Origin of the sequence: Pseudonocardia sp. D17, from assembly GCF_036984265.1 — a bacterium.
GTDB lineage: Bacteria > Actinomycetota > Actinomycetes > Mycobacteriales > Pseudonocardiaceae > Pseudonocardia > Pseudonocardia benzenivorans.
The window spans coordinates 1-15,074 of sequence record NZ_BPRG01000035.1 but is presented as its reverse complement, the minus strand read 5'-3'; the positions used below and the strand labels follow the sequence as shown (position 1 = coordinate 15,074).

At 69.6% G+C, this 15,074-nt stretch carries 13 protein-coding genes and 1 tRNA gene; 9 read left to right on the top strand and 5 right to left on the bottom strand.

What is annotated here, in order from left to right; translation table 11 throughout:
- Window positions 1–127: 127 nt before the first annotated feature.
- Window positions 128–1,645: a PucR family transcriptional regulator gene (locus PSD17_RS05210; protein WP_339121898.1), complete on the bottom strand. Its 1,518-nt coding sequence runs from the start codon at window positions 1,643–1,645 to the stop codon at window positions 128–130.
- A gap of 155 nt (window positions 1,646–1,800) precedes the next feature.
- Between PSD17_RS05210 and PSD17_RS05205 the strand changes: the two genes are divergently transcribed.
- Window positions 1,801–2,568 (top strand): pirin family protein, encoded by a 768-nt coding sequence (locus PSD17_RS05205; protein WP_339121896.1) that lies wholly within the window; start codon window positions 1,801–1,803, stop codon window positions 2,566–2,568.
- Window positions 2,569–2,693: 125 nt separating this feature from the next.
- Here PSD17_RS05205 and PSD17_RS05200 read toward each other — a convergent pair whose 3' ends face one another.
- Both PSD17_RS05200 and aceE read right to left on the bottom strand, forming a co-directional pair.
- Entirely contained in the window at window positions 2,694–2,900 is a 207-nt protein-coding gene (locus tag PSD17_RS05200; RefSeq protein ID WP_013674295.1) for a cold-shock protein, read from the bottom strand.
- Between the two features lie 352 nt (window positions 2,901–3,252).
- Window positions 3,253–6,021, bottom strand: coding sequence for a pyruvate dehydrogenase (acetyl-transferring), homodimeric type (gene aceE / locus PSD17_RS05195; protein WP_013674296.1), 2,769 nt, complete (start codon window positions 6,019–6,021; stop codon window positions 3,253–3,255).
- Between the two features lie 205 nt (window positions 6,022–6,226).
- Here aceE and PSD17_RS05190 point away from each other — a divergent pair, with 205 nt between their 5' ends.
- The 3 genes from PSD17_RS05190 (at window position 6,227) to PSD17_RS05180 (ending at window position 7,352) form a co-directional block, all read left to right on the top strand.
- A complete protein-coding gene (locus PSD17_RS05190; protein ID WP_013674297.1) occupies window positions 6,227–6,661 on the top strand; it encodes a DUF3052 domain-containing protein in 435 nt (144 codons plus the stop codon).
- 130 nt (window positions 6,662–6,791) lie between these two features.
- Window positions 6,792–7,250 carry a peroxiredoxin gene (locus tag PSD17_RS05185; protein WP_013674298.1) on the top strand — a complete coding sequence of 153 codons (459 nt, stop codon included), beginning with the start codon at window positions 6,792–6,794 and terminating at the stop codon, window positions 7,248–7,250.
- Between the two features lie 30 nt (window positions 7,251–7,280).
- A tRNA-Val gene (locus PSD17_RS05180) sits at window positions 7,281–7,352 on the top strand.
- 347 nt (window positions 7,353–7,699) lie between these two features.
- Here PSD17_RS05180 and PSD17_RS05175 read toward each other — a convergent pair.
- Entirely contained in the window at window positions 7,700–8,041 is a 342-nt protein-coding gene (locus PSD17_RS05175) for a hypothetical protein (protein ID WP_339121894.1), read from the bottom strand.
- On the bottom strand, window positions 8,019–9,128 hold the full coding sequence (locus PSD17_RS05170) for a phosphotriesterase family protein (protein WP_339121892.1): 1,110 nt from the start codon (window positions 9,126–9,128) through the stop codon (window positions 8,019–8,021). Before PSD17_RS05170 ends, PSD17_RS05175 begins: the two co-directional genes overlap by 23 nt.
- A gap of 1,489 nt (window positions 9,129–10,617) precedes the next feature.
- Between PSD17_RS05170 and PSD17_RS05165 the strand changes: the two genes are divergently transcribed.
- The 5 genes from PSD17_RS05165 (at window position 10,618) to PSD17_RS05145 (ending at window position 14,282) form a co-directional block, all read left to right on the top strand.
- Complete coding sequence (locus PSD17_RS05165) at window positions 10,618–12,057, top strand: nicotinate phosphoribosyltransferase (RefSeq protein ID WP_339121890.1); 1,440 nt, start codon at window positions 10,618–10,620, stop codon at window positions 12,055–12,057.
- A gap of 283 nt (window positions 12,058–12,340) precedes the next feature.
- Window positions 12,341–13,159, top strand: a complete 819-nt coding sequence (locus tag PSD17_RS05160; protein ID WP_103381258.1) for an aldo/keto reductase — start codon at window positions 12,341–12,343, stop codon at window positions 13,157–13,159.
- 133 nt (window positions 13,160–13,292) lie between these two features.
- Complete coding sequence (locus PSD17_RS05155; protein WP_049803651.1) at window positions 13,293–13,973, top strand: HAD family hydrolase; 681 nt, start codon at window positions 13,293–13,295, stop codon at window positions 13,971–13,973.
- 43 nt (window positions 13,974–14,016) lie between these two features.
- Complete coding sequence (locus PSD17_RS05150; RefSeq protein ID WP_339121883.1) at window positions 14,017–14,151, top strand: glutamine amidotransferase; 135 nt, start codon at window positions 14,017–14,019, stop codon at window positions 14,149–14,151.
- Complete coding sequence (locus PSD17_RS05145) at window positions 14,148–14,282, top strand: hypothetical protein (protein WP_267895056.1); 135 nt, start codon at window positions 14,148–14,150, stop codon at window positions 14,280–14,282. Before PSD17_RS05150 ends, PSD17_RS05145 begins: the two co-directional genes overlap by 4 nt.
- Window positions 14,283–15,074 lie beyond the last annotated feature (792 nt).

Sequence of the window (15,074 nt, the reverse complement as noted above, 5' to 3'; positions counted from 1 at the left end):
CGAGCCGATATTGTAGGTTTCCTACAACAAAGAGAACTATGTGACCGCCGACTCCCCACGTCGAGGGACCGTCTTTTGTAGGAGTCGCCCGCCCGGTCGCGCCGATCGCGTGATCCTCAGTCGCAGCTCAGGGTGCGTCGGGCGGACGGGCGGCGGGTTCGCCGGAGGCCTCGGGCCCCGCCTCGGCCCGGGCCATCCGCACCGCGAGGAGCGCCGCGCGCAGCACCAGCGCGTCGCGCGGATCGGTCGGCGTCCGGCCGGTGAGTTCGCTCACGCGGCGCAGCCGGTAGCGCACGGTGTTGGGGTGCACGAACAGCGTCCGCGCGCAGCCCTCGAGCGAGCTGCCGCCCTCGAGGTATGCCGCGAGGGTGCGCAGCAGCTCGCCGCCGGCGTCGGCCAGCGGCGCGACGATCGTCTCCACCAGCCGCCGGTGTGCCGCCGCGTCGCCGGAGAACGCCCGCTCGGGCAGCAGCTCGTCGGCCGGTACCGGACGCGGCGCCTCGGGCCAGCCGGGTGCCGCGCGCAGGCCGGCGAGCGCGTCGCGGGCACTCGCGTGCGCCGTCGCGAGGTCGGGCGCGAGCGGGCCGACGACCAGCGGACCGTCGCCGAAGTCCAGGGCCAGCGCGGCCAGCACGGCGTCGAGGCCGTCCCCGTTGCGGTCCCCGTGTCGGTCACCGGGTCGATCACCGGGTCGATCGCCGCTCCGGTCGCCGTTGCCCGGGCCGGTGTCGGGCTCGCCGTCGCCCGCGCACGAGAGCAGGACGACGAGCCGGTTCCCCTGGGCCCCGACCAGGACCGACCGGCCGGCGCGCCCGGCGCGGCGGCGCAGCTCGCCGAGCCGCTCGGCCGCGTGCTCCGCGGGCGGGCTGCCGACGAGTACCCGCACCGCGCCCGCCGGGTCCCAGCCCAGTGCCGACGCCCGGGAGATCAGCTCGTCGCCCGCGTCGCCGCGGACCACGCCGTCGACGACGAGCGCCTCCAGCCGGGCGTCCCACGCCCCGCGGTCCTCCGCGGCCCCCGCATAGGCGGTCGCCGCGGCGAACGCGACCTCGCGGCCGAAACGCAGCACCGCTTCCGACAGCACGCGGAACTCCGCGTCGTCGGCGGCCAGCGGCGGCAGCCGTTCCTCGAGGACGTCGGTGGCGACCCGCACCAGCTCCACGGTCTGGCGCAACGTCAGCCGGCGCGCGAGGTCGCGTGGGGCGATGCGGAACGCCTCGGCGGTGAGCCGTACCGAGCCGGAACCGGCGCCCGCGCTCTCGGGCTCGGCGTCCTCGGGTCGGGTGTCGTCGGCCTGAACCCCGTCGGGTCGGCCGCGCCGGGGGCGGACGGGTCCGGGCCCGGCTGCGGGGGGATCGGTGGCGGGGGCGGTCGGGTGCCCGGCTCCGGTCGCGACGAGCCAGCCCACGAAGTTCGCGACGCCGGTCTGGGTGACCAGCTGGACGCCCGACCGCAGCGCCGCGGGCAGCTTGCGGAACCAGGGCTGACGGCGGTCCATCGCCGCGAGGCACGCCCCGGCGATGCCACCGGCGGCGAGCTCCAGGCGGCGCAGCGTCGCGGGCGAGACGCCCGCGCGCGGGCCGGTGGGGGTCGTCGGGCGGGCCCGGGTGCCGGGATCGGCACGGCCGGATGCGGGGGAGGTCACGGCGCGGTCCCCGACATGTGCGGCAGCATGGCACGCGAGGGGGTCCGGCGGTGGCCGTGCCTGCCCGCCGGGCCCGTGCAACAGCAGCGCAACGCCCGGATGCGACGGTCGCCGCCCGCGGCCGCCCGCCGAGGACCTGGAGGAGGGAGCAGCCCATGAGCCGGTCCGGCACCGTCGACGGCGTGCTCGTCCGGCGCGCCGACGACCGTATGCACACCGAGATCGACTGGCTCGACTCGCGGCACAGCTTCTCGTTCGGCGCGCACTACGACCCCGACGACACACACTTCGGTCTGCTGCTGGTGAGCAACGACGACAGGGTGAGGGCGGGCAGCGGGTTCGAGACCCATCCGCACCGCGACACCGAGATCGTCACCTGGGTGCTGGCGGGATCGCTCGTGCACCAGGACTCGACCGGGCACTCGGGCGTCATCCATCCCGGTCTGGCGCAACGGATGTCGGCCGGCAGCGGCATCCTGCACTCGGAGAAGAACGACGCGTTCCGCGCGGATCCCGCGACGCCCGCGACCGACGTCCACTTCGTGCAGATGTGGGTCGCGCCCGACACGTCCGGCGTCACGCCGGGCTACGAGCAGCTCGACATCACCGCCGAGCTCGACGAGGGTGGGCTCGTCGTCGTCGCGTCGGGCGTGCCGCGGCACGTCGACCAACGCGCGATCTCGTTGCGGCAGAAGGACGCCGCGCTCCATGCCGCACGTCTGCTGCCTGCGGGCACGGTCCGGCTGCCCGCGGCTCCGTACGTGCACCTGTTCGTCGCCCGGGGCACGGTGGAGGTCGAGGGGGCGGGACGGCTCGCCGACGGCGACGCCGCACGGATCACGGCGTCGGACGGTCGTCGGGTGACGGCCGGCGCCGATGGTGCCGAGATCCTGGTGTGGGAGATGCACTCCGCCCTGCGCTGAGCATCCGTTCCGCCGGGCCCGTCCGGGTACCGCTGTGGACCCGGACGTCGAGCGACGTCCGGGTCGGGGACGGTCGGAGGTCGGGTGTGGCGAAGGAGTGGGCGTGGGGCGGGTGACCGCCTCGGTCAGCCGATGGGCGTGACCTTGGTGGCCTGCGGGCCCTTCTGGCCCTGCTCGATGTCGAACGAGACGCGCTGCCCCTCGTCGAGGCTCTTGTAGCCGTTGACCTGGATCGCCGAGTAGTGCACGAACACGTCCGCGCCACCACCGTCAGGAGCGAGGAACCCGTAGCCCTTCTCGCTGTTGAACCACTTGACGGTGCCCTCTGCCATTCTTGCTCTCCTCGTACCTGGTGCCGGGGCACTCGCCCCCGGCATCGCGCCGCCCAGCTGCTGTTCGCACCCTGGTCGGGACACCGTTCACGATCACGCGAGGTCGGCGTCGGGCGGAGCGTACCGTGACTCGGCTCTCCTGCCGAGAGTCAATGACCTGTGGATTCTCGGTGAGCGACACGTTCGGGGACACCGTTCGGCCCCGATCAGAACGCCCTCGCGCGGGGCGGGCGGACCGCTGTCGCGCACCGTGTCCGGCCGTGCGTCGAGGGTGATCGGCGCCACGTGCGCGACCGCCCCGGAGCCGCGGATGCGGCCCCGGGGCGGTCGGGTACGGCGCGCGTGCGGCGTGTCAGGCGACCCCGGAGTCCGACGTCTGCGGGCCGGCCGCCTGCGGGTCGTCGATCGCGTACTTGGCCGCCGCCTCGGCGACGACGGCGCGGTCGACCTCCCCGCGCGCGGCCAGCGAGCCGAGCGCGGCCACGGTGATCGACTCGGCGTCGACCGCGAAGTGCCTGCGCGCGGCCGGCCGGGTGTCCGAGAGCCCGAAGCCGTCGGTGCCGAGCGTGGTGAACTGCGCCGGAACCCACTGGCGCACAAGGTCGGGGACCGCGCGCATCCAGTCCGACACCGCGACGACCGGTGCGTCGGACCCCTCGAGGGCCGTCCGCACGTACGGCACCTTCGGAGCCTCCTCGGGGTGCAGCAGGTTGTGCCGCTCGGCGTCCACACCGTCGCGGCGCAGCTCGCCCCAGGACGTCACCGACCACACCTCCGCGCCGACGCCCCACTGCTCGGCGAGCATGTCGCGCGCACGCAGTGCCCACGGCACGGAGACCCCGGACGCCAGCAGCCGCACCTGCGGGCCCTCCGGGCGCGGCGACGCCGCGTACCGGTAGAGGCCGCGCAGCAGCGCGTCGACGTCGAGGTCGGCGGGCTCGGCGGGCTGGACGTAGGGCTCGTTGTAGACGGTCAGGTAGTAGATGACGTTCTCGGGGTCCTCGCCGACCATGCGGCGCAAGCCGTCCTTGACGATGTGGGCGACCTCGTAGGAGAACGCGGGGTCGTACGCCGCCACGGCCGGGTTGGTCGCGGCCAGCAGCAGCGAGTGCCCGTCGTTGTGCTGCAGACCCTCGCCGGTCAGCGTCGTGCGGCCGGCCGTGGCGCCCACCAGGAACCCGCGGGCCATCTGGTCGGCCGCGGCCCAGATCGAGTCGCCCGTGCGCTGGAAGCCGAACATCGAGTAGAAGACGTAGACCGGGATCATCGGCTCGTCGTGGGTGGCGTAGGACGTGCCCGCCGCCGTGAACGAGCCGACCGAGCCGGCCTCGTTGATGCCCTCGTGCAGCAGCTGGCCCTGCTCGGACTCCTTGTAGGCCAACATGAGCGACGCGTCGACCGACGTGTACTGCTGCCCGTGCGGGTTGTAGATCTTCTGCGTCGGGAACATGGAGTCCATCCCGAACGTGCGCGCCTCGTCCGGGATGATCGGCACGAAGCGAGGGCCGATCTCCTTGTCCTTCACCAGCTCGCGCAGGATGCGGACGAACGCCATCGTCGTGGCCGCCTCCTGCTTGCCGGATCCCTTGCGCGCCACCTCGTAGACCTTGTCGCCCGGCAGCACCAGTGCCTTCGACGACGTGCGGCGCGACGGCAGTGGCCCGCCGAGGGCCTTGCGCCGGTCGGCCATGTAGCGGATCTCGGGCGCGTCCTCGCCGGGGTGGTAGTACGGCGGCAGGTACGGGTCGCGCTCGAGCTCGGCGTCGCTGATCGGGATGCGCTGCTCGTCGCGGAACTGCTTGAGGTCCTCGAGGGTCAGCTTCTTCATCTGGTGCGTGGCGTTGCGACCCGCGAAGTGCGACCCGAGGCCGTAGCCCTTGATCGTCTTGGCCAGGATCACCGTCGGCTGGCCGTTGTGCTCCAGCGCCGCCGCGTAGGCCGCGTAGACCTTGCGGTAGTCGTGCCCGCCACGCTTGAGGTTCCAGATCTGGGCGTCGGACAGGTCGCTGACCAGGTCCTTCGTCCGCGGGTCGCGGCCGAAGAAGTGCTCACGGACGAACGCGCCGTCGTTGGCCTTGTAGGTCTGGTAGTCGCCGTCGGGGGTCTGGTTCATCAGGTTGATGAGCGCCCCGTCGCGGTCGGCGTGCAGCAGCGCGTCCCACTCGCGGCCCCAGATGACCTTGATGACGTTCCAGCCCGCGCCGCGGAAGAACGACTCCAGCTCCTGGATGATCTTCCCGTTGCCGCGCACCGGCCCGTCGAGCCGCTGCAGGTTGCAGTTGACGACGAACGTCAGGTTGTCCAGGCCCTCCGTCGCCGCGACGTGGATGAGCCCGCGCGACTCCGGCTCGTCCATCTCCCCGTCACCGAGGAACGCCCACACGCGCTGGTCGGAGGTGTCCTTGATGCCGCGGTCGCGCAGGTAGCGGTTGAACCGCGCCTGCATGATCGCGTTCATCGGACCCAGGCCCATCGAGACCGTGGGGAACTCCCAGAAGTCCGGCATCAGCCGCGGGTGCGGGTACGACGGCAGGCCGTGGCCGGGACCGCCGTGGGACAGCTCCTGTCGGAAGCCGTCGAGCCGGTCCTCCGACAGCCTGCCCTCGAGGTAGGCGCGGGCGTAGATGCCGGGGGAGGCGTGGCCCTGGATGTAGACCTGGTCGCCGCCGCCCGGGTGCTCCTTGCCGCGGAAGAAGTGGTTGAAGCCGACCTCGTAGAGCGTCGCGGAGGAGGCGTAGCTCGAGATGTGCCCGCCCACGCTGATCCCCGGCCGCTGTGCGCGGTGCACGGTCATCGCGGCGTTCCAGCGGATCCAGCGGCGGTAGGCCCGCTCGGCCTCCTCGTCGCCGGGGAACCAGGGCTCCCGGTCGGTCGGGATGGTGTTGACGTAGTCGGTGCTCGTCAGCGACGGGACCCCGACATGGCGCTCACGCGCACGCTGCAACATCCGCAGCATGAGGTAGCGGGCGCGTTGCTGGCCCGCGGCGTCGAGCACCGCGTCGAACGAGTCGAGCCACTCCGCGGTCTCCTCGGGGTCGATGTCCGGGAGGTGGGCGGCGAGGCCGTCTCGGATGACGTGGACGCGTCCGGTTCTCTCGGAGCGGTTGTTCGGGCCGGTCAAGGGGTCTCCCTGGTTGGCGGTCGTGCCGTTCGTGGTGCGTGTGCCCCGGCGCGGCGGGGCCACTCGTCGGCTGTCGTTGCTGCCTCTATCGTGCCCCTCGGCGCGAGATCGTGGAACGGCGGTTGCGCACCGCTGGCCCCTCGTGTTCGGATTCCGCATCCGAACACGGGGTCGAGTAGGCCCCACGACACTAGGGGGCGCACGCGTGGTCGCCGCGGAAGATGCCGGACGCACGTCCGACATCGCCGGCAAGCTCGGCATCGAGCCGGGCATGGTCGTCCAGGAACTGGGTTGGGACTCCGACGTCGACGAGGCGGTGCGCGACGCTGTCGAGGAACGCAGCGGCGACGAACTGCTCGACGAGGACGCCCAGGAAGTCATCGATGTCGTCCTCATGTGGTTCAGAGAGGGGGACGGCGACCTCGTCGACGCCCTCGTCGACGCCAGGGGACCCCTCGCCGACAACGGCGTCGTCTGGGTGCTGACGCCCAAGACGGGTCGTACGGGCCATCTGGAGCCCAGCGAGATCGCCGAGGCGGCCCCCACCGCCGGGCTCTCGCAGACGTCCAACGTCAGCGTCACCGACGAGTGGGCCGGTGCCCGGCTCGTCGCGCCGAAGCAGGGGAAAGCCCGCCGCTGACCCGTCCGCCCGCGGCCCGCCGGAACCGGGGTCGCGGGCGTCGGCACCCGGACGGGTGCAATAGGCTCGACCTCGAACCGCGCCCGCGACCGGGTGCGGTGACGCCGACGTGTCGAGGAGAACCCTGATCATGGCGCTCACGGTGGGCTCGCAGGCCCCCGACTTCACGCTGAAGGCCCACACCGGCGACGAGGTCACGCTCTCGTCGTTCCGCGGGAACAAGGCCGTCCTGGTGGTCTTCTACCCGTTCGCGTTCTCCGGTGTCTGCACCGGCGAGCTGTGCTCGGTCCGCGACGACATCGGCGCGTTCCAGAACGACGACGTGCAGGTGCTGGCCGTCTCGGTCGACCACACCTTCGCCCTCGCAGCCTGGGCGAAGGAGCAGAACTACGACTTCCCGCTGCTGGCCGACTTCTGGCCGCACGGCAAGGTGGCCCAGGACTACGGCGTGTTCAACGCCGACGCCGGCTTCGCCCTGCGCGGCACGTTCCTCGTCGACACCGAGGGCGTCGTGCGCTTTGCCGAGGTCAACGCCCCCGGCGACGCGCGGGACCAGGACGGCTGGCGCAAGGCCATCGCCGCCCTCTGACCCACCGCCGGCCCGCGAGGGCCGGCCCCCGGGCGCGTAGCTCAGCGGGAGAGCACTCGGCTTACACCCGAGCGGTCGCAGGTTCGAACCCTGCCGCGCCCACCCCCTCCGACCAGGTCAGACACCTGCGCGACAGCTCAGTGGTCGTGTGTCGTGACACAGTTCATGACACGAACGTTCCTCCCCTCGCGTCATGCCACGTGCTCAGGCAGACCACAAGCGCACCCGCGGCAGCGTCGACCGCCTCCCCAGCGGGGCCTACCGCGTGCGCGTCTACGGAGGTGTCGACGCGGTCAGCGGACGCCGACACGACCTCGTGAGATCATTCCTCCGGGGCTTCGTGCGCACGCCGAGGCCGAGGCCGAGGCCGCGCGAACGCGCACCCTCAACGAGGTCGACGAGAGCCGAAACCCGCGGATGTCGGCCACGGTTGACCAGCTGCTCGACGGCTACCTCGAGATGTCGACGTCAGCGCGAGCACACACCTGGTGTGCACGCGGTACCCGGAGAACCACGTCCGCCCGTGCATCGGCGGGCTCGGGGCCGGCGCCGTGGATCCCGACGTCCTCGAATCCCTGTGCGCCGAGCTGCGCCACTGCGGAATCCACTGCCGGGCGCGGGCGGAGGAAGACGCGGCGGAGGTCGGAAAGCTGCTGACCGGGCAGGCGTACGTCTCCAGCGCCCGACAGCCGTTCGAGACGGTCGCGGCGGTCATCCCTCAGCAGATTCTGTCCGGCGAGCTCGCGGCCGGCGATCAGCTGCTTGCACTCAACGCCCTGGTCGAGCGGCACGAGGCTCGCTTGACGGAATCGATGACCCGGTGCGTGAACTCGAAAATAGGCGTCGAGGATTCGCGGTCATCAGGTCTGCCACGACGCCGGATGTCACTCCATGACGCTCCAGGCGAGGCAGGAAAAGCTTCGGGACATAGCCGAATCCGTTTCCACCGTTGCAGGTCAACATGCTCTTGGTGGCCACATCGTGGCTCAATAGTATTCGTGCGGCGTACCCGTCCCGAATGAGGCCGGCGACCGCGGCTGCGGTCTGGTCAGGGGCGGGGGACTGACCTTCCCCGGGGTAATGGAACGGCATCCCGATCATGTCGAACTCGAGCCAGACGCCATGATCCGCGACGGCGCGCTGGTAGTCCAGATCATGGCCAGAGGGATCCATATGGCACATGACGACCGCCGCAGGGGCAACCCCTTCCTCGCCCAGGACGATGTCGAGTACCTCGAGGGCTCGACGTTGCCAGCCCGGCAGGTGGACCAGGAGCGGAACTCCGAGCTGACGTTGGGCGCGAGATGCAGCGCGCAGCCGGAGCTTCTCCGCGTCCGTGAAGTCAGGTGAGACTCCGATTTCCCCGATGACTCCGGGCGAGAGCCCCGTTTCGCCGACTCCGTCGATGAACTCGGCCAGAAGTTCCTCGGTGAGCTGGTCGACGCCGGCGGAGGTGGTCGTGCTGTCGTGAAACCCGTGGACATACCAACCGGAACCCATTACGACGTTGATTCCCGACCTGTCGGAGATCTCTCTGAGCGCTAGAGGGTCCCGCCCGAAGTCTCCGTTTGTGCAATCGATGACTGTTCGTCCGCCGGCCTCACTGAAGTTCCCGAGTTCGGCGGCCGTGGTGAGCGGGTCGTCCTGACGCCCGTTGTCGAAGCAGCAGAACGGGTTGTCGGCAAGTAGCCAGTTCATCGACGGACCCACGCGGGTGCCGTACAGCTTGCGTTCGGCGGCGCCCTCGGGCGGGGTGAACCGCTTCGTGAAGTCGAAGATGAGGTGCTCGTGGGTGAGGGTCATGCCGAGCTCGTCTACAGGTATGGGGCCTCGAACCGTGTTCACCTGCACGGTCTGCTCGGCTGCCGATGAGGCCATCTGGATTCTCCTTCGTATCGGGATCGGTCGCGCCGGCCCGTACTGGATACCGCGCCAACGTCGATCCATGGGAGCTTGGGTCGTAGCTGTCGCCGAGGGACGCCTGAGTCGTGCGGTCGTTGTCCACTGTCGTTGTCCACTGTCGTCCCGCGATGCCCTGCGTCCGTCAGACCATGCCTCCGACCTCGAGGTCTGTGCCACCTGAACCCTGTGGACAGGGGTGAGTGCGGTACGGCCGCAGCGCACCGCCGAGGACTGCGAGCCCCACATCCCGCGGCGGCAACGCCGCGCTGGGTGCTCGTCGGGCGCCGATCATCGGCGCTCGCTCGAATAGGACTGAGCTGTGGATCAGGGGTCTCCGATGGTGACGGGGAGCTCCGTGATCAGCCATTGAACACGATAGAAACGTTCTAAGTCTTGCTGTGATGCAGCCTACGTCGCTAGGGTTGTCGGCAGCGTCGGACGCTACACGAGTAGAGCAACTGGCATCGAGTAGAAACGATTCAAGCCGCGCGTTCGTCGGGCGGCGTCAGGACGGGAACTACAGGAAGCGACATGGCCTCGACCACTCGCTCCCGACCGCGGTCGGCGAGCACTCGGCTGCTCGAGCCAGGGGGCGCGGCGGAGATCGGCACGCTGAGGGCGTCGGCCGTCTGGGCAGGCGGCGACATGGCATCCGGCACGGGCCGGCACTCGCTGCCCGGGACCAGGGGGGACGACCACATGGCTACCTCCTCCAGGGAGCTTGCGCCCCTCCAAAGGCATCGAGCTCCGGACCTTCGTGGAGAGGCCTCTGCGGCCTCGGCTCGCGTTTGCTCTTCGAGACAGGGCGATCACTGTCTCGCTGCCGTGATGCGTCGTCATCGGCGATACCGGCTCTGTGCCTCTGGAGCCGATCCTTGGTGATGAGGAGCAGAGCACGACCTCTGATTCCCGTCACATGGCAACCATTGACACGAGTGGTCGGGTGTCCGAGGTGATCGACGAGACGACGAGACTCCGATGAGCATGCGGTTCGACGTGACGGAACAGCCGATCGAGTTGACGATCCGGAGTTCGTCGAGCATCTCGTGGATCTGGTGGTCTGGAAGTACTCCCACGTCGGACGCCCGTACCTCGAGTACCGCGTCAGTGTGGGGCGCGGTAGCGGCGCGACGTCGGTACCGGATCATTCATGAGCGCGTCGACGGTCGGAGCATGCATGAGCTGCCCGGCCTCCGGCCCGGCGGCGCCTTTGCTTCCCTGACCGCTTGGTGAACGGAAGCTGATTTCTCCATCGAGGCCGGCCCGCTCGGATCGAGAGACCGCCTTCATGGCCCCGACGACGGCAGGGGCGGGCCGCTGACCACCAGTTGAGCGGCTCCCCAATCCGCCTCATGATCACGGGAGGCGGGCGCGGCGGGGTGGCTCAACGAGCACAGTCCTCGGCTTGGTCCAACCTCTCTCTGACCAGGCCCCCTGCTGTAGGTACACGACCAGGAGAGTAGACATGGGCGAATCGTCCCTGTGGCGCAACATCATCGTGAACGTCGACAGTTACAAGAACGCGCACTACGGGATGTACCCGGACGGCACCGAGTACGTCTCGAGCTACGTCGAGTCACGTGGCGGCCGCTTCCCCGCGACACTGTTCGTCGGGCTCCAGGCTTTCCTGCGCGAGTACCTGACCCGGCGGATCACCCTCGACGACATCCATGAGGCCGAGGCCGTGCACCGGCCGATGGGCATCCCGTTCAACCGGCAGAACTGGATCGACCTGGTCAACGACCACGACGGCTACCTCCCCATCGAGATCGAGGCAGTCCCGGAGGGCACCGTCGTCCCGACCGGTAACGTCCTCGTCCAGCTGGTCAACACCAATCCGCGTTACCCATGGATCACCAGCTTCGTCGAGACCGCTGTGCTCCGGGCCGTCTGGTATCCGACCACGGTCGGCACGTTGAGCTGGACGGCCAAGCAACTGATCAGGGGGTTCCTGGAGCGCACCTCCGATCACCCCGAGGCGATTCGCATGTACTTGCACGACTACGGCAATCGCGGGGTCAGCTCGCTGGAGTCGGCCGGTCTCGGCGGAATGGCACACCTGGTCAACTTCGACCAGACCGACACGGTTCCCGCGTACGTCGCCGCCCGGCAGTGGTACAACGCGGCGGCCCCGAACGGCAGCGCCGTCTTCCAGGAGCATTCCACGGTGGCGGCCGCCGGCAGGGATGCCGAGGCGGACACGTTCCGCAGCCTTCTCAAGTTCCCCGGGGTCGTCGTGGCCGGCCTCCTGGTCGACACGTTCGACCACGACCGGGCGGTCAACGAGATCCTCGGCAAGGAGCTGCACGACGAGATCAGCCAGTTCCAAGGGCTCGTCGCGGTGCGGTGCGACTCTGGCGATCCGATCAAGGTGCCGGTCGACACCGTCGAGTCGCTGATGAACAGCTTCGGGCACGAGACCAACGGCAAGGGTTTCAAGGTCCTGCCTCCGAACATCCGGGTGATCCAGGGCGACGGGCTCACCCTCGACACCTACATCGCGATCTACACCGAGCTGGAGGCGCGGGGTCTGGCCGCGGACAACGTGCTCTGTGGGATGGGTGGCGGCCTGCTGCAGCAGGTCAACCGGGACACGCTCAACTTCGGGTTCAAGGCCAGCGCCATGCGGATCAACGGTGAGTGGCGCGAGACCGTGAAGGCCCCGACCGGCAGCGCGATGAAGCGGTCGAAGGGAGGCAGGCTCGCGCTCCGCTACACCGACGGCACGTACTCCACGGTGCCCCGCGACTCCATCCCGGCGGAGGAGAACCAGCTCGTGCCGGTCTTCCGCGACGGCAAGGTGCTGCGGCAGTGGGACTTCACCGAGCTCATCGAGCGGAGCGAGCGGCCGACTCCGGAGAGCTACTACTCGGGCGTCGTACAGGGAGTTGCCGGGGTGCGCTGAGGCCGGTCGTTGCGGGACCGACCCGTGCTTCCCCGGGTCGGTCCCGCTCCCGTGCGACCCAGCCTGCTCCATCCGCGACTCCGGCCGCTCGATCACGGTCCCGAGCGCCGGGGGCGCTCGGGAGTGAATTGCGACCGACTTCGGACACCCATCCGGAGAAAGACTCCGGACCTACAGTTCAGTCGCTCGGGGGAGGGTGGCCGGAGGCCGAAAAACCGCGGACGACGCGTCGGAGTGCGATGTTCTCGGGCACGGAGGTATCGACGATATTGGACTTTCTGATATGACCCTGAACAAAGTTGGGCTGGCCGGAGCGAAGGTTCCACCGATCGGTCAGGGAACCTGGCGTATGGGTGTGGACGCGCCGGCCGAGATCGCCGCCTTGCAGGCCGGTATCGATCTCGGAATGACCGTGATCGACACGGCCGAGCTCTACGCCGACGGGGCTGCGGAGGAGGTCGTCGGTCAGGCGGTCCGTGGCCGTCGCGACGAGGTATTTCTGGTCAGCAAGGTGCTCCCGCAGAATGCGTCCACGAAAGGCACGGTCGCGGCATGCCATGCGAGTCTCAGACGCCTGGGGACCGATCGGGTGGATCTCTACCTGCTGCATTGGCGTCGTGAGGTTCCCCTCGGGGAAACAGTCGCCGGGTTCGAGAAGCTGCGCGAGGAGGGTTCGATCCGGGCCTGGGGGGTCAGCAACTTCGACCTGCACGATCTGGAGGACCTGCCGGACGGCGCCGTCCCTGCCTGTAATCAGGTCCTTTACAATCTGACGCGTCGCGGTCCGGAGGCGAATCTGATCCCGTGGTGTGAGCGCGTGGGTGCCGCGATCATGGCCTACTCGCCCGTCGAGAAGGGCGCGTTGCTCGGTCATCCCGACCTGCGCCGCGTGGCCGCAGAGCGTGGAGCCACCCCGGCGCAGGTTGCGCTGGCCTGGTCGGTCCGTAGCGGGGGCGTCATCGCCGTTCCGAAGGCTGCCCGGCTTGCCCATGTCGAGGAGAACGCTGCAGCGCTGGACCTCGAGCTCACCGACGAAGAACTCGAGGTCCTGGATCGCGCCTTCCCAGCGCCAGGTGTCGTCCCGCTCGAGACGCTGTCCTAGTCAGGAAATGATTTGTTTCCGGTCGACCCGACGATCGAGTGGTTCCTCTCTGGCGATCGACGTCGGCGCCGAGACCCCTTGTATGTATCCCGCGAGCATCCTCCCGTGTGACCTTCCCGTGAAAAGAGAGCTCATGCCGCAGAGCCCGGATGCCGACATGTCGGACCACGGCCGACGTCTTCATGTCTTCGACATGGACGGCACCCTCCTTCGAGGTGCCGCCACGATCGAGCTGGCCCGACACTTCGGAAAGCCGACCGTCGGCCATGATATCGAGTCTCGATGGCTCGCCGGCTCCATCTCGGACCGCGAATTCTGGGAGACGTTACTCGACATCTGTGCCGACGCGACCGAGGCCGACCTCGACGCTGCGTTCGAGGGTTCCTGCTGGATGACCGGCACCGTCGACGTGCTCACCGATATCCGCGCCAGAGGTGAGATTGCGATCGTCATCACGCAGTCCCCGGCCTTCTTCGTACGCAGACTGCAGCGTTGGGGCGCGCATGAGACCTATGGCTCGGACGTCGAGGTCGGCCGGCCGCTACCGGATGCGGCCACGCTGTCACCGGAGGCGAAGGTCAAGATCACGCAGGATGCTCTGGCCCGACACGGCCTGACTGCGCAGGCGTGTGTCGCCTACGGCGACTCGTCCTCGGACCTCGACCTGTTCACCTGGTTGCCGCACGCAGTCGGGGTGAACCCGAGCCCGGCCATCGCCCGGTTGGCGTCGGCGAGCTACGTCGGCACCGACCTGAGAGAGGCATACTCGATCGGCCGTGGCCTGCTGTCGCCCACCGGCGTCGGCAGGACCTGACGAGGGCATCTCTCGTTCACCGGTACCGATGGCAGGCGCGCCAGTGGATGACCCGCTCGCGGACGTCCTGCCGGTCGCGATGCCTCCGCATGACGACCGCGTCGAGATGTCCGACGGGGTGAAGGTCGACGTCGTCCAGCCGGGGCACCCGATCCTCGGCGGCACGCCTAGAACGTGACCGCCACGCCGCACCGGGCGCCCCCGGAGTTCGCGGAGTGGGGGCACTACCCCGCGCTGTGGGGCTCGACCCTGTCGTGGGCGGCCGGACGCCAGGCGCGGATGCCCCAGGCTGACGGGGAGCGGTGCTGAGGCGCAGCAGCCCAGGGTCTGGTTGACCCGGTGCGGGTAGCAGGGTCAGGCGTCGTAGGCGGTGTCGAACAGTGTCTCGAACCCGACAAGGGTCGAGCGGCGGAGTGTCCTGGCGGCGGCGGTGGTAGGTGCGCTCGATCCAGGACGCGATCATTGCTGCGTCCCATCGGATCCCCCTGCGTGCGGAATCTCGCGCCGACCATTTCCGCGCTCGTCGAACTCGTCGGGCTCGGCCCTGTGCTCCTCAGCTCCGCCGAGCTCGGCGACCGCACACGCGGCCGGGAGCAGCACGGACGGTGCGGCTCCGGACGGTGCGGCTCCGGACGGTGCGGCTCCGGACGGTGCGGCTCCGGACGTGGCGGCCGGCCTGTCGCAGGGCCCGGTCGTCGTGTGCCTGGGGGAGCGGGTGTCCCGGGTGACCGAACCCAGCGATGCGGTGGCGGCCTTGCCGGCCCGCCAGATCGCCGAGGTCCGAGATACGACCGACGCGGGCGACATGTTCACCGAATTGTTCGCCGGTGCCCTGCCACGGGGCAGCGGTTCTGAACGCGAGCTCCCGGGCGTCACGGCCGCCTTGCTGGGTCGGTCGGCTGGGTCGGTGCACGAGCAGGTGCCGCGCAGAGACGCCCTCGAGGGTTCACAGGAGGGCCCCAGACTGCTGCCGGTTCCGCGAGCAGGCACCCTCCTGCTCGACCACACGGCCAAACCTGGGTGTCCCGAGCGCCGGATGTCAACGGCCAGTTCGTGGTCCCCGCTGGTGGCCAGGTGAAAGTCCCCGGTCCGGGGTCGTTC

Bases quoted from the DNA above. Each gene is read 5' to 3' on its own strand.
- PSD17_RS05200 (WP_013674295.1), bottom strand. From the start codon at position 2,900: ATGGCAGAGGGCACCGTCAAGTGGTTCAACAGCGAGAAGGGCTACGGG.
- PSD17_RS05205 (WP_339121896.1), top strand. From the start codon at position 1,801: ATGAGCCGGTCCGGCACCGTCGACGGCGTGCTCGTCCGGCGCGCCGAC.
- PSD17_RS05170 (WP_339121892.1), bottom strand. From the start codon at position 9,128: ATGGCCTCATCGGCAGCCGAGCAGACCGTGCAGGTGAACACGGTTCGA.
- PSD17_RS05160 (WP_103381258.1), top strand. From the start codon at position 12,341: ATGACCCTGAACAAAGTTGGGCTGGCCGGAGCGAAGGTTCCACCGATC.
- PSD17_RS05155 (WP_049803651.1), top strand. From the start codon at position 13,293: ATGCCGCAGAGCCCGGATGCCGACATGTCGGACCACGGCCGACGTCTT.
- PSD17_RS05185 (WP_013674298.1), top strand. From the start codon at position 6,792: ATGGCGCTCACGGTGGGCTCGCAGGCCCCCGACTTCACGCTGAAGGCC.
- PSD17_RS05165 (WP_339121890.1), top strand. From the start codon at position 10,618: ATGGGCGAATCGTCCCTGTGGCGCAACATCATCGTGAACGTCGACAGT.